Genomic DNA, 24,612 nt, shown 5'->3' with positions numbered 1-24,612 from the left:
TCGATGGGTAAACAGTGGAACGGGCAGGCCTGGCGGCATCAGCTCGGCGGACGGATCTCTTGGGCCTTGAACAGCTCCGAATCGTTTTCGATGATGCCACCGCTTCCCGAGAAACGCGCACCTTCGCGCGCGGCCCGATGAAAGCGAGTACGCAAAAAGCGTGCATTGCGCAAATCGGCGCCATGAAGATCGGCATAGGAGAGATCGGCATCGTGCAGATCCGCGTCGCGAAAGCTGGCACCCCTCGCCCGCGCGCGATGGAACACGCTCAGCGGCAGGCGCGAGCGGCTGAAATCGGTACCTTCGAGTTTGGCGTCGGACCAGATCGACTGATCGAAGACGGCATCGCTGCAATTCGCTCCACGCAGATCGGCCTGCGGGAACATGGCTTGGGCGGCATCCGCTCCACTGAAGTTCGCATGGGTCAGCGTGGCGCCCTTGAAATTGCTCTGGGTCAGCACGGCGCCGCTGAAATCGACGCCTGCCATCGCGCTGTCGGTGAACTGGCAGCGCAGGAAGGCGGTGTGCGGCAGGCGCTGACCTTCGAGATTGCACTCCATCAAGATCGAACCATCGCATCGGGCCTGAGCGAACTCCACCGTGCGCAGATCCATGCGAAACAACATCAGGTGCAACAGCTGTGCCCCGCGGCAATCGAGCTGATCGACCCTTGATTCGGTGACGACGATCTGATCGCAAATGCTCGGCTTCAGCACGGCATTCCCGAGTTCGCATCTGGCAAAGGCCACGCGTTCCATTTGGGCTTTCCCGAAATCCGCATGAGCCAGCGAAGATTCGAAGAAGTTGGTGTCCTGCATGAACGCGCGGCCGAGTTGCGCAGCCTCCAACCGACACCGAAACACGCGCACGCCTCTCAAGCTGGCCGCCGACAGGTCTGCCCGGTCGAAGTTGCATTGCGTCAGCGAACTGTCGTCGAGGCTGGCGCCACGCAGATTCGTCAGGCTCAGGTCGACGTGCTCCATCTGCGCCCCCGACAAGTCGACGCCGCTGAGGTCCTGACCCGCGAGACTCGCTTTGACCACCGGTTCGCCATGCCGAATCTTGTCCAGAAGTTCTTCGACTGTCATCGAACCGGCTCAGTCCTTCGTGCGGGCAAGGTCTTGGCTCCTTGGGTGTAGGCGCCGATGAAAGTGGTCGAGCCGTCGATGGCGGCCTGCGACACGTCGGCGCGAAACAGATTGGCATCCTGCAGGCTGGCAAAGCGCAGGTCGGCCTTGGAAAGATTGGCGTCGATGAGGTTGGCACCGCGCAACGAGGCTTCGCGAAAGTCCGCGCGAATGAACAGGCTCTCGCCGGCATGCAGTCCCTCGAGCCGCGCGCGCCGCAGGTCGCACTCGGAGAAATCACAGCCTTCGAGGCGCGCCCTCGCGAGATCGGCGCCGACCAATATGGCTCCGCGCAGGCCGCACTGCCTGAGCGAAGCGGCGCAGAACACTGCCTGCACCAGGCTGCAGCCATGGACGAAGGAACAGGTGACGAGGCTGGCCTCGGTGAAGTCGACCCCCTCCCGCGCATCGACGGCGACGAAAGCACAGGCGTTCAGCGAGGCGCGTACGAAGGATGTTTCCTTGAAGCTGCACTCGACCCAGCTCACCTGCTTGAACGCGGCGTCGTCGAAAGCGATGTCTTCCAGTGCCAGCTTCACCATCGCCATCTGCTCCCAGTGCGAGCCGCGCGCGTCGCAGCGCGCCCATTCGCTTTCGAATAGATCGGCTTGATTGAACGCGGCCTTCGCCAGCACGCAGGAACGAAAAATGGTCTTGCTGCAACGCGTCTGCACGAAGCTGGCCGCCGTGAAGTTCGCCCCGTCGCATTGCGCGCCGCCCAGATTGGCCTCGTCCAGCCGCGCATCGGTGAGCGAAGCCCGGACCAGCCGCGCCCGCGCAAGCACGGCACGTGTGAAGTTGCAGCCATCGAGCCGCGCGTCGCTGAAGTCGACGTCTTCGAGGTTCGCTTCCGTGAAGTCGGCACCGCGCAGATCCAGGCCCGAGAGGTCGGCGCCGACGAAGTTCATGCCTGCGAAACGACGCTCGCCGCTGGCTGCGGCCTCGAGGCGCCGGCGCAGCCGCCTGGAGCGCAGGCTGCTGGCCGGCGGCGCCGGCTCGAGCAGGTGTGCGCCGTAGAGGTGCCCCATGCGCGCGCTGCGCCCGGCCTGCTCGCGCAGCCGCGCGTTTTCGGCGGCCTCGTCGGATGTGAGGGGGGTCCGGCGCTCTCGCGCCGCTTCTTCCTCGAGGCGCGCGAGGTCACGCAGCAGGCGGTCCGGGTCGAATCGGCGCTGCACAGGCTTGCCGGTCCGCGCCTCCACCTCGGTCATGGCCTTGTCGATGCTCGCCTTGATCTCGTCGGACAGCTGGCGCGGTTCCATCTGCGACAGCGGTGGGATATCGACGTCGGGTTGAACGGCAGCGGGCATCCCGCGCGCGACGGCCTGAGCGCGCCCCTCGGCGCCGCGGGCAAGGGCCGACTCGCGCATCTGCTCGAGGGCTCGATCGGCCTTCTCGGCGAAGTCTGGCAGATCGTCCATGGAGGCAGGCGGCCGCAGATCCGGTTCGGACACGGGCGGCAGATACTGCTCGGGATCCAGGCCCTGCTCCAGCAGACGGGCACGCATGCGTTCGCGCTCGCGCTGCCGGCCTGCGTGCAGATTGCGCGCCAGCGGAAGCGAAGCGATATCGGGCATCTGGTCGCCTGCCCATGGCCCCATGATCGCCTTGGGGACCAGGTCGCTGTCGCGCAGGACCAGCACCGCCTTGGCTGGATCGATGCGCTGCTGCAGCACCTGTTGGTAGTGGGCGAGCGGCCGCGGCTGCCCGCGCAACTCGAGCGCGGGCATGACGTGCTTGACGTCGGCCGCGTCATCCTCTGCGATGGGCGATACACCGTGCCAGACCAGGATGACGCGCTCGGCGTGCGGAAAGAACCAGGCCGTGCTCATGCGCAGCGAAATTTCCGACAGCGCGCCACCGTCTTTCTGGAAGCTAGCGAAGCAGCGCGCCTGCCAATCGGGCAGCTGGCCGCGCATCACCGGCTGCCGGGGGTGCATGTTCCACAGTTCGTAGGCGGCGCCCGGAGGCAATTCGCTCTGGCCAGGTAGGCGCTGGTCGGCAGGTGCGGCATTGAAGTAGCGCCAGTCCATGTCCTCGGCGAAACCCGGGTACTCGTGCTGCAGCCACTGCTGGTCGTAGGCGCGCCCCATCAGCGCGAGCCGCTGCGGCCGATCGGGAGGCACGGCGCCGAAACCCGCAGGCACGATGCGCCGCCCGGGTGCGTCCTGACGCGCGCCGGGCAACTCGACATTGGGAAGCCGGCGCGCCTGTACGCCGTTGATCGTTTCATCGAAGCTGCCGATGCCTTCCGGGTTTTCAGGCTCGCCCGGGCCGCCATAGGCATGCGCCCAATCCAGCCTCAGGCGCTCGAAAGGCTGCGCGGGCGTGGCGCGGCCGTCGAGCCAGTAGCGATCACCGCTCACCAGCAACGACTTGGCCTGGCCATGGAAGACGGCCTGGGTCGCGCACAGTGTCTTGTCCTCCTGATGCGCGGTGTACGCATAGCCGCTGACCAGCCACTCCGGCTCGATCTTGGGCACGCCCATGTCCAGCACGTTGCCGGGCCCTATCTCGTCGGCCGCCAGCTTCCAGAGATCCTGGTCGGGCATCAGCAGGGGCTCGGGCGCCAGGCTGGCCATCGCGAAGACCGAGACGCCCAGGAAGTCTCGCCGCTGCCGTCGGAAGGGCCGGGTGATGATGCTCAGGCGAAAGGGCTTGATGGTCTTCATCGGGGGCAGCGCACCTGCTTCAGCGCACCGGCTGATCGATGGCGATCTCGCGCGAGACCGGGTCGAAGCGCAGCTTCACGGAGCGCCCTGGTGCAAAGTCGGCGAGCTTCACCGGGCTGATCGGGGCGACCAGTTCGGTCTCGTAGGCGGGCAGTCCACCCTCAGGCCGTACCTGGAACTTGAGCCGCACGAGGATATAGATGCGCTCGACCCGCATGGCCGTGTCATAGCTCTCGAGCACCACCCCTACGGCCGGCTGGCCCGTGCGAAGCACTCTTTCGGCGCGATCCGTCCCCATCACCTGGCGGTTGACCACACTCTGCTGATCTATCACGCGGAATACATAGCGCTTGGCCAGCGTAGTCAGCACGGACGGCAGCAGCACGACGACAGCGATGATGACGATCAGATACCAATACTTGGTGAACCACACGACGAAAAGATCCAACACGCGCTCCAGGCTCAGAGATAGACGGTGATGCCCCTGGGGTTCACCCTGATTTGGGAGTAGTCGATTTTTGTCGCCGGGTTGTCCGTCGTGAAAAGCGTCCGGGTGGCGGTATAGAGGCCGATCGCACCGCTGGCGGAATACATGTCGAACTTGTTGATGGCGCCCGTGAGCGAGTAGGCGTTGAAGCCCAGGTTCTGCGCGGCAACGCTGACCACCCTTCCGTTGGCGAAGACGGCGAGCCCGTTGATGCTCACGTTGATCCCGTTGATCCCCATGTTGAAGCCCTTGAAGGCAATGCCCCAGTCCGTGAAGGTCACCTTCTTGGCCGACTTGTCCTCCACGTGAGGGGCATCCAGGATGATCTTGGTCGGCGACTTGACCGAGATGTCCGCCGCGGTGCTTTCCAGGTTCATGGGGCCATCCGTCGTCGCACTCAACGACGTGTTCGCGTGCACCTTTTGTGCCCCCTCGACGAGATAGTCCTCGTCGCCGTGGACCGTCACCTTCTTCCCCTTGGTTTCCTCGGTGTACAGGCCGACCACCTTGGTGGTCTGCGGACCCGCGATGTCCTCCTTGAGCGACTTGCCGATGATTCGCTCTTCACCGCTGTCTACCGTGTCCGTGCGCTTGCCGGTGACATGGATGGTCTGGTTGCCGATGACGTCGACCTGCTGGTCGCCGCCATCCACCTTGATGAACTGGTTGCCGCCGTTGACGGTGATCGTCTGCGGCCCGCCCTTGTTCACCGTCAGCGTGTGCGGCCCGTTGACCGTCTCGTTGAGCGAGGTGTTGGTCGTGTAGGTGTCCGCGCCCTCGATCAACGTGTCGCGCGTGCCGTCCACGGTGTGCGTTTCATTGTTCTCTACGCTGAGGCTGAAGTCCTTCTGAGCGTGCATCTTGATCGACTCGCTGCCGGGGTCGTCGTCGATCACGAAGTGGTTGGCCAGTTCGCCGTCGCCCTTGATGGTGCGGCTGATGAAGCCGCTGACCGTCGCCTTGGCCGGCAGTTCGAGCGGCGGCATCTGGTCGGCGTTGTAGACACGGCCGATGATGATCGGCCGGTCGGGGCAACCGGCGATGAAATCGACGATCACTTCCTGCCCCACGCGCGGGTGATTCACCGCTCCGAAGTTCGAACCTGCCCATGCGCTGGACACACGCACCCAGCAGGAGCTGTCCTCGTTCCGCTGGCCGTAGCGGTCCCAGCGGAACTGCACCTTCACGCGGCCGTACTTGTCGATCCAGATGTCTTCCCCGGGCGGGCCCACGACCGTGGCGGTCTGCGGGCCGTGCGTGGTCGGCATCCGCGTGACGCGCGGCGCGCGGAACGGAAACGACGTGGGCTGCACGTCGAAGTCGAAGCTGTAGAGACCGTCGGGGCTGCCGGTGGCATAGCCGCCCTCGCGCAGGTTGTACGTCACCGAGACGATCAGGTATTCCTTGTTGTCCTCGTCGCGCGGCGCGTTCTGCATGCTGAAACGGTAGCCGGGCGCCATGCCGCGCACGTTGGAGTGACCGGTGTCGACCTCGGCCTGCGCCTGCGCTTCCTCGAGCCGTATGCGCGCGTAGTGCTCGCCATCCCCGGCGTCGCTGTAGCCGCCGAGCCACTCGTACATCTCGTAGCGGCCGTGATCGTTCTCCCGCGGCTGGCTGCGCGTGTTGAGCAGGTCGGCCTTGGGCTTCTTGAAGTCGAAGTCGTCGACCACGAAGGTGCCGGGGCGAATCTCCTCGGTCACCTCCCACTGGTCGATCACTTCGCGGCCCGTCTCGCCCGCGCGATCGGTGGCGAGATAGCCGATGCGCGGGTAGCCCGGCAGCGTGTCGTGCGCACCCATGTCGTCGGCCAGCACCAGCGTGTGCTGGTTCTTCTCGTGCTTGAAGTAGTAGTAGATGCCCTCGTGCTCCATCAGGCGGCTCACGAATGCGAAGTCGGTCTCCTGGTACTGCACCGAATAGTCGCGCTGGCGGTAGGTGGCGCTGAGCTTCTTCTCGAACGCGAACCCGTACTCGCCGAGCACTTCGTCCAGGATGTCGACCACCGACTTGTTCTGGAAGATCTTGCAATCGCTGGTGCGCGTGAGATACCAGAGCCAGGGCCGCACCAGAGCCCGATACACCACATAGCGCGACGAGCTCTCTTCGCGGCCGATCATCGTGAAACGCGTGATCTGCCCGTTGAGGTAGCGCGGCGTCCCGTCGATCGTCACGATCTCGAGAGTGAGCGGCTTGCCGAGCACCGCCTTCATGTCGACGGAAGTGTTGGGGCTCAGCAGGTCCACTTCGAACTCGAAGAGCTCCGACAGCCCTTCCTTGCCGTGCATCGAACGGAACAGCAACTGGTCCGGTGCAAGCGGCGTGTGTGCAGTGACGACTCTGGCCATGTGGTGCTCCCTTTCTGCGCTCAATGTTCGAAGAATTCGTAGCGGAAGTCGTCATCCGCCGCACTCAGTTGCACACTCGCGAGCTTGCGCGCACTGACCGTGGCCCCGATGACTTCCTCGCTCAGCCTTGGAAGGATCGTGTGCGTGAGGATCGCGTCGATCATCCGGCCGCCCGATTCGATGGCGGTGCAACGGCGCGCGACGAGTTCGACGGCGCTGTCGTCGTAGGCCAGTGCGATGCCGTGGTTCGCCTGCAGGCGCGTCGCGATGCGATCGAGCTGCAGACGGATGATGCGATGCAACGCCTCTGCGTGCAACGGGTAATAAGGCACTACAACGAGGCGGCCGAGCAGCGCGGGCGCGAACACCTTGAGCAGCGGCTCGCGCAGTGCGGCAGCCAGCGGCTCGGGGTCGGGGCGCAGGGTCGGGTCTTCGCACAGCTGCATGACCAGGTCGGTGCCGACATTGGAGGTCATGATGATCACGGTGTTGCGGAAGTCGATGTGGCGGCCCTCGCCGTCTTCCATCCAGCCCTTGTCGAAGACCTGGAAGAAGATCTCGTGCACGTCGGTGTGCGCCTTCTCGATCTCGTCGAGCAGCACCACGCTGTAAGGCCTGCGGCGCACGGCCTCGGTGAGTACGCCGCCTTCGCCGTAACCCACGTAACCGGGCGGTGCGCCCTTGAGCGTGGAGACGGTGTGCGACTCCTGGAACTCGCTCATGTTGATGGTGACGAGGTTCTGTTCGCCGCCGTACAGCGCTTCGGACAAAGCCAGCGCTGTCTCGGTCTTGCCCACGCCCGAGGGGCCGCACAGCAGGAACACGCCGACGGGCTTGTTGGGGTTGTCGAGACGTGCGCGCGCGGTGCGTATGCGGCGCGAAATGGTCTCCAGCGCATCGGGCTGCGCGACCACGCGGGCCGAGAGAATTTCGCCGAGCTTCAACACCGACTGCGCGTCGTCGCGCACCATGCGGCCGATAGGAATGCCGGTCCAGTCGGCCACCACGGTGGCGATGGCTTGCGCATCGACGGCCGCGAGGATGAGTGGCGATTCGCCCTGCAGTTGCACGAGCTTGTCTTGTGCTTCGTTGAGTTCGGCGCGGATCTCCTCGGGCGTGCGCTGGGGTTCAGCGGGCGGTGTGTCGACATCCGCATCGACATTCGCCTCGCTGGCTTCAGCCGTCTCCGTCTCCGTCTGCACCGGAACCGCCGCCGGCGACAGCTGCTTGCGCAGCGCCACGATGCGTTCGACCAGCGCGCTTTCTTCCACGCGCCGCGTCTCCAGCAGATCGAGCTCGGCCTGCGCCGCAGCCACCTGGACCGCGATGTCTTCCACGCGCTGATGCTCGCCCACGCCAATGGCTGCCTCGCGCCCCGCGATGCCCGACTCGATGCCCAGCACCTCGATGCGGCGCTGCAGGTCTTCGATGGCGGCGGGCAGTGCGTGCTGGCTCAGCGCCACGCGCGCGCACGCTGTGTCGAGCAGGCTCACGGCCTTGTCGGGCAATTGCCGCGCGGGAATGTAGCGGTGCGAAAGGCTCACGGCCGCTTCGAGTGCGGCATCGAGAATGAGCACGCCGTGGTGCTTCTCCAGCTCGGCCGAGATGCCGCGCAGCATGATCACCGCCTTGGGCTCGGTGGGCTCGTGCACCTGGATGGTCTGGAAGCGCCGCGTGAGCGCCGGGTCTTTCTCGATGTACTTCTTGTACTCCGACCAGGTGGTCGCGCCGATGGTCCGCAGCCGCCCACGCGCCAGCGCCGGCTTGAGCAGGTTGGCCGCGTCGCCGGTGCCGGCCGTGCCGCCTGCGCCCACCAGCGTGTGCACCTCGTCGACGAAAAGCACGATGGGCTTGGGACTCTTCTCGACCTCGTCGATCACCTGGCGCAGGCGCTGTTCGAATTCGCCCTTTACGCCCGCACCAGCCTGCAGCAGCGTGGGGTCGAGCACCCACAGCGACACGTCTTTCAGTGAAGGCGGCACGTCGCCCGCGGCGAGGCGCGAGGCAAGCCCCTCGACCACTGCCGTCTTGCCGACGCCGGCCTCACCGGTGAGCAGCGGGTTGTTCTGGCGGCGGCGCATGAGGATGTCGATGATCTGTCGGATCTCGTCGTCGCGGCCGTAGACCGGATCGAGCTCGCCTGCGCGTGCCTTGGCGGTGAGGTCGCTCGCATACTTGGCGAGCGCCGAACCACCTGCCGCGGGGCTATCGCCTTGGTGGTGCGCGGCAGCGGCTGCGCCGCCGGCCGCGACGCCGCTTGGTGCGGCATCGAAGTCGTCTTCAGGCGAGCCTTCGGTCCATGCAGCGAGCTGCGCCACCAGCACGTCGGGCACGATCTTGTCGAACTCGCGCGAGATGCCCGAGAGCACCTGGCGCAGCCCCGGCGTCTTGATGATGCCCGCGAGCAAATACGCACCGCGGATCGAGGTAGCCTCGAAGCGCAGGCTCGCATAGACCCACGCGCGCTCGACGGCGTTGTCGACGTGCTCGGAGATGTCGCTGATCGACGTGGCGCCGTGCGGCAGCCGGTCGAGCGCGCGCACGAGGTCTTGCTCGACCGCGTCGAGGTTGAGCCCCGCGCGCTTGATGATGCGCAGCATGTCGCTGTCCTGCAGCTGCAGGATCTGGTGCAGCCAGTGCACCAGCTCGACGTAGGCATTGCCGCGCAGCTTGGCGAAGGCGGTGGCGGTCTCCAATGCCTTGTAGAGCATCGGATTGAGTTTCGAAAAGAGAGAGACGCGGCGGATGTCGGTCATAGAGCCATGGAGGAAGATGCGGGCGCGGCAACGGGTGCCGCCGATGCGGAACGGGAAAACAATGCTTCGGGCTGGAACACCATGTCGCCGGCGTCGGTGTCCGACAGGCGCGTGCCGAGCCAGCTGCCCCAGCCGAGGCGCTGGTTGCTGTTGAGCCGCATGCCGTGCGCGTCCTGCTTCTTGAGCACGAGCCGCAGGTCCCACGCGAACTCGATGCCGACGTACTGGCGCACCCAGTCGACCACTTGCTGCAGTCGCTTGCTGCCCGGCAGGAACTCGCGGAACTCTTCCTGCGAGAGCGGCCCGAGTTCGAGGCGGAACTTGCTCTGCGCATCGCGCACCGCAAGGCCGATGGTGGCGCCGCCGCCGAGCCGGTGGTTGCGGCCGGTGATGCCGATGCGGCTGACCTGACGCTCGTCGATCATCACCCAGTCGCTCACGAACTCATCGACGCGCACGGGCACGTTGAAGTAGAGCTTGAGGATCTGGATCAGGCCCTCGGGGTTGCGCGTCTGGCGCACGAGATGACCCGCCATGAAGGTGCGCGCATGGTCGGCGATGCGGTCGCGCTCCTTGAGGCCGGGCTGCCCCATGTTCATGAGGCTGGCCACGTAGTCGACGAAGCGATGGCCGTCGGGGCGGTCGAGGCTGTTGACTGACTGCGCATCGGCCCAGGCCCGGTAGAACAGCAGGATCAGCCGGTGATGGAACAGGTCGGCGAACGCGCTGATGGTGTTGTCGGCGTGATGCCGCTTGCGTTCGCGCGCGTACTCCGTCAGGTGCAGCGGCAGCGGACCGTTGGGGCCGAACAGGCCGAAGCCGTAGATCGAGATACGCGGCGGGCCGTCGCTGTCGACATCGACGCCCGACACATTCGAGGGCGCGAAGGCCATCGAGGGCTCTTGCCCGAGGCGCAGCGGTTCGTCGAGCGGGCGCGGCGCGCGGCCCAGCAGCGGATGATCGCCCTGCGCGTCGAGCCGGCGCAGCAGCATGAACAGGTCGTGCTCGAAGGGCTGCTCGACCAGCTTGGCCCAGAGCACTGGATCGGCCTGCGGTACGCCGCGCCGCGCCGCGGCACCGTACGCAGGTTGCACAGGCTGCGCGATGTCGTGGCGAGCCTCGGCCGCATCCAGCACCTCCTGGGCCTCCTCAGTCGGCGCTGCGGCCTGTTGCATCCCGTCGGTGAAGCCGGTTTCGCTCATACGGCGGGGCGGCGTCCCACGCGCGGAGTCCACCGCGCGATCTCGCCACGCTGCAGGCTGGACAGCGCGAACTCGGTGAACGCATTGAGCGACACATGCCGGCTGAAGAACTGCTCCAGCACGGCGCCGAAAAGATACGGGCTCGCGCCCGAGAACGCGACCTCGTCGATCTTCAGCGCAATCTCCACGCCGCGCCCGAACACGATGGGGCCCGGCTCCGGCAGGCGACGGAATACCGGCGCCAGCGCCATCGAGCGCACGCCCTGGATCTGGCGGCGCACCGAAGGGTCGGCGAGGTTGCCGTACAGGTCGAGCATCTCGCGCAGCGCGGCCGCGCCCTGCGTCGCATCGACGTCGGTAAGACTCAGGTAGTTGAGGCCGAGGTGGCTGATGAGACGCCACGTAAGCGCGCCTTCGGCCAGTGCGGGGTACGGCCGCGAAGGCCCGCGCAGGATGCGGATCGATCGCACGGGTGCCGACACGCGCAGCGTGAAATCCGACTCGAGCCCGGTCGGCAGCAGCAGCGGCAGGTCGCGGTTGGTGCACAGCGCGTCGAGCGTGATGTGCCGCAGGCTGTGCGGAAACGGCGCGTCGTGCTGGTCGACCAGCGACACATAGACCTCACTGCCGGTGTAGCTGGTGCGCGTACCCTGGGCGCGTGCGCGGTCCGACACCAGGCGCGGCTCGCGGCGCAGCGAGAAGTACGCGCCGAAGTCACCGTCGTCCGCCGCGAACGAACCGAGGAAGGGCCGGAACTCGCGCTCTTCCGAGCCATTGGCCATGTGGCCGGTGACGCGCTCGACGGTGAAGATCTCAAAGTCGCGCGGGCGCGTGCGATCGATCACCGCATGGTGCTCGTGCTGGCCCGGCCCAACCGGAATGCGGTCGCTGCGGCGCGGCACGAGGTTGATGATGGGCGTGCAGAACAGCGAGAAATGCTTGGCGTCTACCAGCCGTTCGAGGTCGCCGTCGGCGCGGTCGAGCAGGATCACGATCTCCATCGTGGTGCCGCCCATGGCCTGCACCGCCGCGCGCAGCTTGTTCACGCTGAAGAACAGATAGCGGTCGGGAAACGCGAAATACTCGTGCAGCAGGCGGTAGCCCTGGAAGGAGCGCGCGTCGTAGGGCAGCAGCGCCTGGTCGGGGTCGAAGCCCTCGTGCCTGATGGCCTCGTCGCCCAGCGGCACGATGCGCGCCGTGCTGCCCGGTCCGCTGCGGCACACGACGCCGATGCTGTGGTGCGCCGCGAGTTCGAGCACGCGCAGCGCATGCAGCTCCGCACCCGAAAGAAAGAACTCGAGCCGGTCGAGCGGCATGTCGGCAAAGCGCGCACCGCCCACCGCTTCGAGCTTGATGGTGATGGCGCTCTTCGCCTGCCGCGCAGCCATGGGCATCGCATGCGCGATTTCCGCGGGCACCGGGCCGATGCCGGCGTCGGCGATGCGAATGGGCCACAGCGTGACGGCATGGCCGGTGCGGAACTCGCAGGCCGTCTGCTCGCCCTTGATCATTCGCCCGCGCAGGATGGTGTGGCGCGGCAGCTCGTAGCCGGCTTTCAGCGAGCCTTCGTTGAGGTTGCCGTCGATCTGCACCACGGCCATGGCGGGCAGCGGCGCGAGGAAGTTGGGGTACACCACTTCGAGCAGCCGCTGCGAGAAGCGCGGAAACTCCGCGTCCATCTTGAGCTGGATGCGCGCGGTGAGAAAGCTGAAGCCTTCGAGCAGGCGCTCCACGTACGGGTCGCTGACCTCGATGCCGCGCATGCCGAGGCGACCCGCGATCTTCGGGTAGCGCTGCGCGAACTCGGCCCCGAGCTCGTGCATGTAGGTGAGCTCGCGGTTGTAGTAGTCGAGCAGCCTGGCATCCATTCAGAGGCCTCCGGTGGGCCGCAGCACCATGTGCCCGCTTTCGAGGTCGAGCTCCGAGCGCAGGATGAATTCGATCGGGTACGGCACCGACCACAGCGTGCCGCGGATCTCCAGCGCGAGCAGGTTGTGGTGTTCGAGATCGGTGGCGTCGGTCACGCAGCGCACGTCGATGCTGTCTTTCATGATGCGCGGCTCGAAGTCGATGATGGCCGAGCGGATGGCCGCTTCGACGTCCGCAAAGTCGACCTCCGACATGCGGCCGCCGGCCCAGCCGCGCACGCCGAAGTTCAACACCGAGCGGCGCGCGCGCGGCATGGTGTTGATGTTGTGGTCCGCACCGAAGTTGGTGGTGTTGAGCAGCCACTGCAGATCGCGCAGCACCGAGTCGCGCAACAGCCTGCCGCTCATGAGGAAGGCGCCCGCGCGCTCCTGGCGGGTCTGCGGCGTCTTGTCGGTGAGGCGGTCGAGCAGCACCGGCTGCAGGCGGTCGCGCGCGACGCTTTCCTGCTGGTCGCCGTCGGTGTCCATGATGCTGCTCATCAGGTCGCGTCCTCGCGCGAGAACTCGATGAGCCGCAGGTCGAGCAGCGAATGGTCACCAGCCTCGCTGATCAGCGTGCGCTGGCCGAGGCCCGCGTATTGATCTTCGCCGGCCAGCGGCAGCCAGTCGGTGCGGCGGCCCAGCGTGGTCTCGTCGTCGAGGCCTTCGAGCGAGCCCGGATAGCGCACCGGCACCAGGCCGTTGAGCGCGCGGCCGTCATGCAGCTCGAATTCGGCAGGCGCCCACAGCAGGTCGACCAGGTGTTGCGGCCGCGAGAACTTGATGCGGCGCACTTCGGGCAGGGGCAGCCATGCATAGCCCGAGGGCGTGAGCAGCTCAAGCACCGCGCCGATGCGCACGTCGCCGTCGCACAGCCACGCGAAAATGCTGCGCTCCACCGGTTCGCCGTCGAGCGCCTGCACGGCGCGCGAATCGGAGCGGTCGACGCTGGTGAGCGCGCCATGCAAGGCGGGCGCGGCCTGCCGCGCGGTCTCGCGCAGGGCGGCGGCTTCCTCGGCACGGTCGGCCGGCAGGGCCGCGGCAGCGATCAGCTGTTCGACCCATTCCGCGTTGCCGCAGATGATGGCCGGAGCGCGTCCGCCGGACCAGAAGTCGCTGCGATGCCGTTCGCCCGAAAGCGCCATCGAACAGGTGACGCTGGCGGGAGTGAAAGTGGGGTCGAGCTTGGTGGCGAGCTTGAGCTGATCTTCAGCCCGCTGCCATTCGCCGCGCAGCGCGAGGAAGTGACACAGGGCAAGACGCAAGCTTGCATTCTGGGGATTGGCGCGGATCTGCCTCTGTACCCATTCGGTGTGCTCGGCCACGGAGCGTTCGCCCAGCACTGCAAACCCATCGCCCATGAAGCTTCCTCGCTGACTGAATGGCACACGGCGCGAAAGGCCTGTGTGCGAAGGACGGCCGTGGAGGCCGTCGGGAAAAACGTCGCGGGCGGCCCGCTGGGCCGGCCGCGCATCGGGGAAAAAGGAAATCAGGCTTCCTTGTTTTCCTTGATGTTCCAGCCCAGCACCGTCTCGGCGCCCTTGCCGCCCTTGTCGGTCTGTTCCCAGTACTGCTGCTTCACCTTCGCGGCCTGGAAGGCGTACTGCACGAACACGGCGTCCGAACCCTGCTCGGCCGTGTACTGCACCGAGGTGACCAGCACTTCTTCGAGTGTGACGCGCGTGTATTCGATCTGCGCGCCGCCGGCCTTGCAGACCGACACTTCCACCTTGCTCAGGTGCTTGCCGCTGGCGCAGTTCTTCAGGACGGACGGCGCCGCCTTGTCGATGCGTGCGAGCACCTGCAGGTCATTGAAGCTCGCCTTGCCCACGCCGCCGCCACCGCCGCTGACCATGTTTCCAGGCTGCGTTGCTCCCCACGCAAACGACTTGATGTCCGTCCACTCCTTGTGGTTCGAGTCCTTCGATTCGCCGTTCGCGCCTTCAACGCGCATGAACATGTCTACTGCCATGATTAACCCCCAAAGTTATATGTGCCCGATTCCGGGACACCGTTGAATTAGCTGCTGTCCTTCTTGTTGGATGGCAGCTTCGAAACCAGCCGCAACGACACCGTCAGCCCTTCGAGCTGATAGTGCGGCCGGAGAAAAAACTTGGCGGCGTAGTAGCCCGGGTTGTCCTCGATGGCTTCCACCTGGACTTCCGCCGCCGCCAGCGGCTTCATTGCCTTCGTGTCCTGCGACGAGGTGCCGGGGCTGCCGTCGACGTAGTTCATGATCCAGTCGTTGAGCCAACGCTCCATGTCCTCGCGCTCGCGGAACGAACCGATCTTGTCTCGCACGATGCACTTCAGGTAGTGCGCGAAGCGGCAGCAGGCGAACAGATACGGCAGGCGCGCCGCGAGGTTCGCGTTGGCCGTTGCGTCGGCGTCGTAGTACTCAGCCGGCAGCTGCAGCGATTGCGCACCGATGAAGGCCGCGAAGTCGGAGTTCTTGCGGTGCACCAGCGGCATGAAGCCGTTCTTGGCGAGCTCGGCCTCGCGCCGGTCGCTGATGGCGATCTCGGTCGGGCACTTCATGTCCACGCCGCCGTCGTCGGTCGGGAAGGTGTGCGTGGGCAGGTTCTCCACCGCACCGCCGGACTCCACACCGCGGATGGAAGTGCACCAGCCGTATTGCTTGAACGAGCGGTTGATGTTCACGCCCATTGCATAGGCCGAGTTGGCCCAGGTGTAGCGGCTGTGCGCGGCCGAGTCGGTCTCTTCCTCGAACTCGAATTCGTCGACCGGATTGGTGCGCGCGCCGTACGGCAGGCGCGCCAGGAAGCGCGGCATGGCCAGGCCGATGTAGCGCGCGTCTTCCGAGTCGCGCAGGCTGCGCCATGCGGTGTGCTCGGTGTTCTGGAAGATCTTGGTCAGGTCGCGCGGGTTCGACAGCTCCTGCCACGAGTCCATCTGCATCACGGTGGGCGATGCGCCGGCGATGAAGGGGCAGTGCGCGGCCGCGGCGATCTTGGCCATTTCGCTGAGCATCTCGACGTCGGGTGGGCTATGGTCGAAATGGAAGTCGCCGATCAGCGCGCCGAAGGGCTCGCCGCCGAACTGGCCGTACTCGGCTTCGTAGATCTTCTTGAACAGCGGGCTCTGGTCCCAGCCGATACCCTTGTGGCGCTTGAGCGAGCGCGCCACTTCACGCTTGGACGCGCACATCACGCGGATCTTGAGCTGCTCGTCGGTCTCGGTGTTGTTCACGAGATAGTGCAGGCCGCGCCACGCGCCTTCGAGCTGCTGGAAGTCCTCGTGGTGCAGGATCTGGTTGATCTGCTCGGAGAGCTTGCGGTCGATCTCGGTGATGATGGCCTGCACCGTGCGGTAGGCATCGTTGGAGACGGTGACGGTGCTTTCCAGCGCCTGCACGGCCAGCGTCTTGACGGCGTTCTCGACCGCCTCGCGGGCCTGGTCGGTCTTGGGCTTGAACTCGCGCTGCAGCAGGTCGGAGAACTCGTTCGGCTCGAGCGTTTCGACGGAGGCGGGTGCGCGCGCGGCGGTCTGTTTGGGGGCGGTGCTCATGATGATGACGGTCCTTGCTGCTCGTGCTCGCGCTTACTCGGAAGAGGTCCCTGGGTTGCCGGGCGTACCGGCCTTTTCGTTGGCGGCTTCCACTGCCTTGGCGACGGCCGGGTTCGGCGCAGAGGCCAGCGACTTGAGAAGCCCCGGGTTCTGCAGTGCCTGCGCTATCAGTTGCTCCGCGCCGTTCTTGCCGTCCATGTAGGACAGCAGGTTCGACAGCTCGGTGCGCGCTTCGAGCAGGTGCTGCAGCGCGCCGACCTGGCGGGCGATGCGCGCGGGCGAGAAGTCGTCCATGCTGTCGAAGGTGATGTCGACGTTCATCTGGCCGTCGCCGGTGAGCGTGTTGGGCACCTGGAAGGCAACGCGCGGCTTGATGGACTTCATGCGTTCATCGAAGTTGTCGATGTCCACCGCCATGAACTCGCGCTCGCCGAGGTCGGGCATCGGGTCGACCTGCTTGCCCGCGAGATCGGCGATGACGCCCATCACGAAGGGCAGCTGGATCTTGCGTTCGCTGCCGTAGATCTCGACGTCGTATTCGATCTGCACACGCGGCGCGCGGTTACGCGCAATGAACTTCTGACCACTGTTTCTGACACGGTTGTCTGCCATAAGCTTCCTCTTGAATCTGTAATGCGTGTGGGTACGACCCCGGCAGTCCTGCCGGCCAGCGGAGTCCGCGACGGCCTCCGCCTTCTTCTTATTACGTGCTGCCCCCACTGTTCAGCGGGCGTCCAGCAAGGCTTTCTATCTTTTGCAATCCCTCGGGCACGAGCTCTTCGATGATCTGGAAGAAGTTGAGATCCAGCAGCCGCTGCGCTCTGCGAATCAGCATGGGCGCCGGATGACTGGGTTCCGTGCGCTCCATGAACTGGCAAGCTTTTTCCAACAACACTTGCACATCATCACGAGTCGATATTTCAATATCTTTAACAAGCACCGTGCGTAGGCCAGCACCACCATTTGCACTGCCGGCAGCAGCACCCTTCGCAGCCGGCCCGGGAACTCCCTCCCCTTGCGGATCGGCTCCAGAGTGGGTTTCGCCAGCCTCGACCCCTTCGCTCTGCGCCTGCTCGGGCAACAGCTGGGCCACGGTGCGCAGCGAGCGTTCGAGCCGCGAGAAATCAGGCGCCCAGCTCTGACCTAGCGCGCGCTCGCAGGTCTCGCGTATGCGCTGCAGCAGGTCGAGCGCAGCACGCAATGCCACCACCGGGGGCGCCGCCTTTTCCTGCGCGCGCCGCGCCGCGTCCCGCAGCCGGCCGATGCCGCCCGGGTAATCGATCTGATGGTCGGTCTTGCTCGAATCGAGCAAGGCTTCGACCTGTCGCAGGCTCATTGATGCGCCGCCGTCTTCGAGCAGCCTTGCATCGCGAACACTGCGCCCCAATCCCTCGGCCTCGGCCAGCGCGGCCAGTGCATTCATGCGCGGCAGCGGGTCTTCGAAGCCATCGTCGACAACGCGCGGATGCACACCGTCCCAGAATTTCTGCAGCACGGCGTCGACGAGTTGCAACCCATCGACATAGCCGGGCAAGCCACGGTTTTCGGTCCAGGCCAGCGTGAGGGGCACCAGCACCCGCAGGTCGCGCGTACGTGTGCACAGCTGCTTCGCGATGCGCTCCACGCGGGCCCAGTCGGGTGGCTCGGCGGGGATGATCGTCGAGCCGAATTGCTGCTCGCGCTTACCGGTTGTTGCTTGGTGCAACGCCATGAAATCGGGGTCGTATTCCAGGTCTTCACCGCACGGATGCGAGCCTTCCACAGGCAACTGCAATAGATCGATTTCGCTCGGCGACAAACCTCTTCTCCCTGTTCAACCGTTTCGTAACAGCGGCAATCTTGAGGGGAACAAGAGGCGCGGTCAACAGCAACAGATTGCAACACGACGCATATGAATTACTAAGAAGTACAACTCCTTTTGAAATTCAAACGGAACGTCTACATGCGAATCACAGCAGACCGCGTTCACTCAAATTGCGCATCAACGCACTGATACCCAAAGTCCACATCGGCGCCTGGTCCGCGTGCACAACGCGATTGACCAGGGCGCCGAGTTCCGGTGCGGCAATGCACACGCGGTCGCCCACGACGTGGGTGAATCCTTGCCCAGGCCCATGACGGTCTTGTGTCGGCGCGAACATCGTTCCAAGAAACAACATGAAACCATCAGGGTAGGCGTGATGCCTACCCACGGTCTGCGCCACGAGGTCGAGCGGATCGCGGCTGATCTTCGACAGCGAGCTCGAACCCTCGAGCGTGAAGCCCTCGGGGCCGGTCACTTCCAGCGCGACGGTGATGCGGCGCACGTCCGCAATGCCGAAGTGCGCATCGAACAGGCGGATGAAGGGGCCGATGGCGCACGAGGCGTTGTTGTCCTTGGCCTTGCCGAGCAGCAGCGCGCTGCGGCCTTCGAAGTCGCGCAGGTTGACGTCGTTGCCCAGCGCGGCGCCAAGCGTCTCGCCGCGGCTGTTGACGGCGAGGACGACCTCGGGCTCCGGGTTGTTCCACACCGAGCCCGAATGAATGCCGACGTCGGCCCCTGTGCCCACGGCGGAGAGCACCGGGGCCTTGGTGAAGATCTCGGCGTCGGGGCCGATGCCGACTTCGAGGTACTGCGACCACGCGCCCTGCGCGATCAGCACTTCCTTGACCTTCATGGCCTCGGGCGAGCCCGGCACGATGTCGGCAAGGTTGTCGCCGAGCACGCCGCCGATGGCCGCGCGCGTGGCCTCGGCCTTCGATGCGTCGCCGCGCGCCTGCTCTTCGATCACGCGTTCGAGCAGGCTCGCGACGAAGGTGACGCCGCTGGCCTTGATGGCCTGCAGGTCGCAGGGTGCGAGCAGCCAGGGCTTGCTCGTGTCGCGCACGGTCTCGTCGCTGTTGGCAAGGACTTCGTCGAGCGCGGCGATGCGCGGCGCGCCCTGCAATGCGTGGCGAACGGCTTCTGCAGGCCCTTTCTTGCCCTCGAGCAGGTCGCTCATGGTCGGCGCGAGCTTCGACAGGTCGTACAGGTCGCCGTCGTGCACGGCCACCAGCACGGGGCCCACGCCGGGTTGCCAGATGCGACCGACGAGGGTGGCGCGTTCGGCGTCGCGGGGCAGGCTGGAAGAGATTGAAAGATCGAGCGGCATGGCGTGGTGTCTCCTTGGATGTGTGCGCTACGTTGCATCGTAGCGGCGCACAGCGGATTGCGACGCGGCCGGCTCTTCTCTTTCTGGTGTCAGTGTCCCGGCGCGGCGCGCACGCGCGCCACGTCGGCAGGCAGGTTGGCCCACGCAGGCTCCTGCGGTGCAAAGCGTGTGCGCATGTAGCCGGCAAGCTCGGCGATCTGCCGGTCGTCGAGCACTTCGCGGAACGCGGGCATGAAACCGATGTCGCGGCTCGCGGGCTCGCGCACGCCGTCGAGGATGGTGCGCAGCAGGTTGTCTGGCCTCGCGCTCGTGAGGTTGCTGTTGAGCGCGAGCGGCGTGTTCACGCCAAGCAGCGCGGGGCCGTTGCCGTCGTGGTGGCAGGAGGCGCAGGCGCTGTCGAACATGCGCTGCGCGGGACCGAGCAACTGGCCCTGCGTGCGTGCGGCGTTATCGACCGCTTGCTGTGCCACGACAGTCGGTTGCACGGACGGTGCTGGATTGAACGAACCGAGATAGGTTGCCATCGCGCGTACGTCTTCATCCGGCACCTGCGCAAGCTCGCGCACCACCTCGGCCATCGGCCCGCCGGCGATGCCATGGCGCTGCGTGTGGCCGTGGCGCAAGTAGCGATAGAGCTCGTCGGCGTCCCACGGCACCGCTGACTTCGACAGGTGCGTGAGTGCCGGTGCTTCCCAGCCATCGATCATGGCGCCCGACAGGAAGGCGCTGCCGCCCTGCTCCGCGCCAAGCGCATTGCGCGGCGTGTGGCAGGCGCCGCAATGACCGAGGCCGTTGACGAGATACGCGCCACGGTTCCATTCCGCGCTCTGCGTGGCCACAGGCCGCATCGGCGCCGGGTCATGGAAGAGCGCATTCCAGCCGGCCATCAGCGGCCGCATGCTGAACGGGAACTTGAGCTCGGACTTCGGCGTTTCCGCACGCACCGCAGGCATCGACATGAAGTACGCATAGAGCGCCTGCAGGTCGTCGTCGCTGGTCTTCGCGAATGCTGTGTAGGGGAACGCGGGGTACAGGTAGTGACCGTCTCGCGAGACGCCTTCGCGCATCGCGCGCTGGAAGGCGCTGAAGGACCAGCGGCCGAGGCCCGTCTCGGGGTCGGGCGTGAGGTTGGTCGTGTAGAGCGTGCCGAAGGGCGTTTCCATCGCGCGGCCGCCCGCATTGGGAGTGCCATTGGGTGCGGTGTGGCACACGGCGCAGTCACCGGCGGCTGCGAGCACGCGCCCGCGGTCGATGGTGGCCTGGCTGTAGACCGGTGCGGTGAGCGATACGGGCGCGATGGCGGAGCGCCAGCCGAGCAGGCCGGCGACAACGCCGATGCCGCCGACGACGAGCGCGGCGCCGGTAGCCCACAAGCCTTTGCGGCGCGGCCAGGCTGCATTGCTCCGCCCCTCTCTGGGGGAAGGTTGGGATGGGGGCACAGCGGCGTCACCAGGCACCCCCCGGTTCAATTCCGCCAGCACCGTCTCCGGCGTAAACGGCGGCGAACGAAACCGCACCCCCGTCGCATCGAAGATGGCATTCGCGATCGCCGCAGTCCCCGGCACCGAAGACGACTCGCCCGCCCCCAGCGAAGGCTCGCCGGGCCGGGGCATGTGCATCACCTCGATCACCGGCACTTCGCGGAAATTGATGATCGGGTAGCTGCCCCACTCGCGGCTCACGACCACGCCCGAAGGCAGCACGCCCGGCAGCTGCGCGCCAGCCGCCGTGCCTTGCTGCTGTTGTTGCGGTGCGAACTGCACCTGCTCCTTCAACGCCCGGCTCGTGGTCTGGATCACATTGCCATGTATCTGATGCTCGACCCCCGCCGGGTTGATCATCAGCCCCGCGTCATGCCCCACCACCACGCGGCGCACATGCACCTCGCCGGTCTTGCGATTGACCTCGACGTCAGCCACCCACGCGGCCCACGCGGCGCCGAAGCCCGGCCACTTGCTGTGGATGTAGCGGGCGTATGCAAAACCCTGCCCGAAGAGGATGTCGCCCCCTTCGCCGAGCCCACCGTCCGCGTTCTCCTGCGGCCCGGTGCGCATGCGCCAGCCGGCCTTCTGCGCGGTGGCCTGCACCAGCTCGACCGCACGCGGATCTTCCAGATGCCGCAAGCGGAACTGCACCGGGTCCACACCCGCAGCAGTCGCCAGCTCATCGATGTACGACTCGTGTGCGAACGAACTGGGCAGCGCCGACACGCCGCGCAACCACGAGGCGCGCACGATCGGCGCCATGTCGTTGACCTTCACGCGCAGGTTGTCGTACGTATAGGGCGGTCGCGCGGTGCGGTCGCCCATCTCGAAAGCCTGCGCCACCGGTTCGATGGTGCGCGTGAGCAGCAGCGCAAGCGTCGGCGCGCCGTTCGACGGATAAGAGGTTTCGAAGTCGTAGGCGGCGACGCGGCCGTCTGCCATGAGGCCGCCGTCGATCTCCATGAGCTGCGCGGCGCCCTTGGGCTCCCACGCATGCTCCTGCTCGCGCGTGAGCTGCACGCGCACCGGCGCGCCGACCGCACGGGCGAGCAGCGCCGCATCGGCGGCCACGTCGTCGGCGCCGTTGCGGCCATAGCAGCCAGCAGCTTCCATGCGGACCACGTCGACCTGAACGTCCTCCACGCCCATGAGCTTCGCGAGATCGGCGCGCAGCACGTGCGGATTCTGCGAGCCGGCCCAGCAACGCAGCTGCATGCCGCTGCCGTCGGCCGGCTGCCAGTCGGCGAGCGCGCACGAAGGGCCAATGGAGGCATGCATCTGGTATGGCCACACGTAGGTGCGATGCATCGGCTGCGCGGCGGCGGCAATGGCGCCATCGACATCGCCTTCGTCGACCAGCAGGCGCTGCGTCGACGGGTTGTCGCGCAGCGCCTGCGCCAGGTCACCCAGGTCAGGCATGCCGGGCCACGCCTTCCATGTGACGCGCAGTTCGCGCAAGGCTTGCTCGGCGTGCTCCTCGCGCTCGGCCACGATGCCGACGAAGTCGCAGATCACGACCACGGCGCGGATGCCGGGGATGTGCGCAATCGACGATTCATCGACCGCCTCGAGCGTGTTGCCGATGAACTCGCCATGGTCCGCACCCGCATACGGCGGGCGCACCACGCGACCGTGCAGCATGCCGGGCACGCGCATGTCGTGCACGAACACGAGCTCGCCTGCCAGCTTGGCCGGAATGTCGACGCGCGCCTGCCGTGTGCCGACGACGCGGTAATCGGCGGGGGTCTTTGGCTGCGCCAGCGGATCGAGCCGAAGCACGGTGCGCTGGCCGGCAACCAGCTCGGCATAGCTGACGTGTCGGTCCGGCGCTTCGGTGACTCGCACCACGCCGTTGTGCACCTGCAGCGCATCGTCGGCCACGCCCAGGCGCTCAGCCGCGCGCGCCATCAGCCACGCGCGCGCCTGCGCAGCGGCAAGCCGCATCGGCTGCGCATGGATCTGGATCGACGCGCTCGCAATCGTCGCGCCCTGGTTGGGCGCGCGCGCGGTGTCGCCGAGCATCACGCGCACGCAGGGCATGCCGAGGTCTAGTTCCTCGGCCGCGATCTGCCCGAGCGCGGTCTGGATGCCGGTGCCCAGGTCGACGTGGCCGTTGAGTGCCGAGGCGCTGCCGTCGTCCCACACGGCGAGCAGGATCTCGTCGCCTTCGATCGGGTTGCCGGCGATGAACGCGGGCTGGCCCTTGGCGGGCGGCGGTGCGAGCGGGGTCTCGCGCACCACCAGCAGCACGCCATTGGCCGACAGGAACTCGGCGCGTGTCCGCGGAAGATCGGCGCGTCGCGTCATGGGGCCGGATGCGCGCGCATGCGCGCCGCCGCGCGTTGCACGGCGTCGAGAATTTCGATGTGGGTGCCGCAGCGGCACAGGTTGCCCGAAAGCTCGCTGCGGATGCGCGCATCGCTCACATCAGGATCGCGCGCAAGCAAGGCCGCCGCCTGCATCACCATGCCGTTGAGGCAGTAGCCGCACTGCGCGGCCTGCGCGTCTTCAAAGGCGGCCTGCACCGGATGCCAGTCGCCGCGCGCGCCCAGCCCTTCGAGCGTTGTGATGGATCGCCCCGCCACGCCACGCGCAGGAATCACGCACGAGCGTGCCGCCACGCCGTCGACATGCACCGTGCACGCGCCGCACTGTCCCAGCCCGCAGCCGTACTTGGGGCCGTTCAGCCCCAGGTCGTTGCGCAGCAGGTGCAGCAGCGTTGCTTCGCGCGGCACGCCCTCGATCGATTGCGCCTGGCCGTTGACCAGCAGGTGCAGCGGCTCAGCGCCGCAACTGGCCGTCACGGGTGTACATCTCCAGGTCCACGAAGGTCGAGCCGTTGTGGTTCTTCGCGCTGTACTCGACGGGGAAGTCGCCGATGCGCGTGCTGCCGATGCTTTCGAGCCCGGCGATGAAGCTGTCGCGCGTGAGTGTCTTGCCCGCGCGGCGCAGGCCCTCGACCATCACGCGCGCGACGATGTAGCCCTCCAGCGCGGTGTAGCTGTCGATCTTCTCGCCGAACTCCGCGCGGTCGCGCTGGTAGTCGGCCACGATGGGCATGCGCTGCGCCTGCGGCGGCGGCACGATGCTGGCCGTGACCAGCCCCGCGAGCTTGCCGTCGAGCCGCTTGGCCGAACCGGCCGCGTCGGTGATGCCGACCGACAGCGTGTACAGCGGCGCGCCCACGCCGTTCGCGCGGTAATCGCGCATGAACACTTCGACCATGCGCCCGGCCATGATCATCACGACCGCGCCCGGCTTGGTTTCAGACAGACCGGTGACGACCTGCTTCGCGTCCTCGGCCGTGATGGCCAGCGGGAAGGTCTTCAGCACCTTCACCTTGTGGTCGGCCGCCAGCTCCTCGCAGGTGGCGAGGTTCGACTTGCCGAAGGCGCTGTCCTGGTAGACCACCGCGATCGACTGGATGCCGATGGTCGAGAGGTGGCTGATGATCTTGCGCAGCTCCAGGTCGTAGCCCGCACGCACGTGGAACAGGTAGCGGTTGACCTTGGTGCGGAACGAGCTGGTGCCCACCAGCGGTGCGAACATCGGCACGCCCGCCTTCTCGGCCAGCGGCATCGCGGCCGCGAGGTTGCCGGTGGCCACGTAGCCGGTGAGCGCGAAGACCTTGTCCTCGTCGATCAGCTTCGCCGTGTTGACGGCGGTCTTTGCGGGGTCGTATGCGTCGTCGTAGGTGACGAGTTCGATCTTGCGACCGTTGACGCCGCCCGACTTGTTGACCCGGTCGAAGTACAGCTTGATGCCCGCGCGGTAGTCGACGCCGAAGTCTTTCGCCGGCCCACTGAACACGGCCGACTGGCCGATGCGGATGGTGGTGTCGGTCACGCCGTTTTCCGCGCGTGCCGAACGCAGCAGGCCGGGGCCGAGGGCCAGGGCCGCACTGCCCGCCACCATGGCGCGCCTTGAGATCGAAAGCTTCATGCGTCGTGTGTCTCGTGTTTTCTTGTTGTTCGTC

General features: G+C 66.4%; 17 protein-coding genes. All 17 read right to left on the bottom strand.

Annotated elements, in window-relative coordinates:
- Positions 1-38: 38 nt before the first annotated feature.
- The 17 genes from AC07O3_RS33045 to AC07O3_RS32965 all read right to left on the bottom strand — a co-directional run bounded on the left by AC07O3_RS33045 (position 39) and on the right by AC07O3_RS32965 (position 24,578).
- Positions 39-1,088: a pentapeptide repeat-containing protein gene (locus tag AC07O3_RS33045; RefSeq protein WP_093180114.1), complete on the bottom strand. Its 1,050-nt coding sequence runs from the start codon at positions 1,086-1,088 to the stop codon at positions 39-41.
- Positions 1,085-3,796 carry a DUF2169 family type VI secretion system accessory protein gene (locus AC07O3_RS33040; RefSeq protein WP_495341361.1) on the bottom strand — a complete coding sequence of 904 codons (2,712 nt, stop codon included), beginning with the start codon at positions 3,794-3,796 and terminating at the stop codon, positions 1,085-1,087. The genes AC07O3_RS33045 and AC07O3_RS33040 overlap by 4 nt, the downstream gene beginning before the upstream one ends.
- 19 nt (positions 3,797-3,815) lie before the next feature.
- Positions 3,816-4,247, bottom strand: coding sequence for a hypothetical protein (locus AC07O3_RS33035; protein WP_495341360.1), 432 nt, complete (start codon positions 4,245-4,247; stop codon positions 3,816-3,818).
- 11 nt (positions 4,248-4,258) lie between these two features.
- Positions 4,259-6,628, bottom strand: a complete 2,370-nt coding sequence (locus AC07O3_RS33030; RefSeq protein WP_495341359.1) for a type VI secretion system Vgr family protein — start codon at positions 6,626-6,628, stop codon at positions 4,259-4,261.
- 20 nt (positions 6,629-6,648) lie between these two features.
- The gene (gene tssH, locus AC07O3_RS33025) at positions 6,649-9,384 is read right to left on the bottom strand and encodes a type VI secretion system ATPase TssH (RefSeq protein WP_495341358.1); all 2,736 of its coding nucleotides are present in this window, start codon (positions 9,382-9,384) and stop codon (positions 6,649-6,651) included.
- Entirely contained in the window at positions 9,381-10,586 is a 1,206-nt protein-coding gene (gene tssG, locus AC07O3_RS33020) for a type VI secretion system baseplate subunit TssG (RefSeq protein ID WP_495341357.1), read from the bottom strand. Before tssG ends, tssH begins: the two co-directional genes overlap by 4 nt.
- On the bottom strand, positions 10,583-12,454 hold the full coding sequence (gene tssF, locus AC07O3_RS33015; RefSeq protein ID WP_495341356.1) for a type VI secretion system baseplate subunit TssF: 1,872 nt from the start codon (positions 12,452-12,454) through the stop codon (positions 10,583-10,585). The genes tssG and tssF overlap by 4 nt, the downstream gene beginning before the upstream one ends.
- Positions 12,455-12,982, bottom strand: a complete 528-nt coding sequence (gene tssE, locus AC07O3_RS33010) for a type VI secretion system baseplate subunit TssE (RefSeq protein ID WP_042673168.1) — start codon at positions 12,980-12,982, stop codon at positions 12,455-12,457.
- A gap of 11 nt (positions 12,983-12,993) precedes the next feature.
- On the bottom strand, positions 12,994-13,854 hold the full coding sequence (locus tag AC07O3_RS33005; protein ID WP_093082835.1) for a type VI secretion system accessory protein TagJ: 861 nt from the start codon (positions 13,852-13,854) through the stop codon (positions 12,994-12,996).
- 128 nt (positions 13,855-13,982) lie between these two features.
- Positions 13,983-14,465: an Hcp family type VI secretion system effector gene (locus AC07O3_RS33000; RefSeq protein ID WP_097197420.1), complete on the bottom strand. Its 483-nt coding sequence runs from the start codon at positions 14,463-14,465 to the stop codon at positions 13,983-13,985.
- 47 nt (positions 14,466-14,512) lie between these two features.
- Positions 14,513-16,021, bottom strand: coding sequence for a type VI secretion system contractile sheath large subunit (gene tssC / locus AC07O3_RS32995; protein ID WP_093059305.1), 1,509 nt, complete (start codon positions 16,019-16,021; stop codon positions 14,513-14,515).
- Between the two features lie 33 nt (positions 16,022-16,054).
- A complete protein-coding gene (gene tssB / locus AC07O3_RS32990) occupies positions 16,055-16,633 on the bottom strand; it encodes a type VI secretion system contractile sheath small subunit (RefSeq protein ID WP_093081718.1) in 579 nt (192 codons plus the stop codon).
- 91 nt (positions 16,634-16,724) lie between these two features.
- Entirely contained in the window at positions 16,725-17,819 is a 1,095-nt protein-coding gene (tssA, locus tag AC07O3_RS32985; protein WP_495341355.1) for a type VI secretion system protein TssA, read from the bottom strand.
- 151 nt (positions 17,820-17,970) lie between these two features.
- Positions 17,971-19,152 carry a fumarylacetoacetate hydrolase family protein gene (locus tag AC07O3_RS32980; protein ID WP_495341354.1) on the bottom strand — a complete coding sequence of 394 codons (1,182 nt, stop codon included), beginning with the start codon at positions 19,150-19,152 and terminating at the stop codon, positions 17,971-17,973.
- 89 nt (positions 19,153-19,241) lie between these two features.
- Positions 19,242-22,943 carry a molybdopterin cofactor-binding domain-containing protein gene (locus tag AC07O3_RS32975; RefSeq protein WP_495341353.1) on the bottom strand — a complete coding sequence of 1,234 codons (3,702 nt, stop codon included), beginning with the start codon at positions 22,941-22,943 and terminating at the stop codon, positions 19,242-19,244.
- Complete coding sequence (locus AC07O3_RS32970) at positions 22,940-23,440, bottom strand: (2Fe-2S)-binding protein (protein ID WP_495341352.1); 501 nt, start codon at positions 23,438-23,440, stop codon at positions 22,940-22,942. Before AC07O3_RS32970 ends, AC07O3_RS32975 begins: the two co-directional genes overlap by 4 nt.
- Positions 23,418-24,578, bottom strand: a complete 1,161-nt coding sequence (locus AC07O3_RS32965) for an ABC transporter substrate-binding protein (RefSeq protein ID WP_307617430.1) — start codon at positions 24,576-24,578, stop codon at positions 23,418-23,420. Before AC07O3_RS32965 ends, AC07O3_RS32970 begins: the two co-directional genes overlap by 23 nt.
- Positions 24,579-24,612 lie beyond the last annotated feature (34 nt).

Source organism: Variovorax sp. GW821-FHT09D05 (assembly GCF_059416325.1).
Note: the sequence above shows the minus strand (reverse complement) of the source record. Positions and strands in the feature narration are given on the sequence as shown.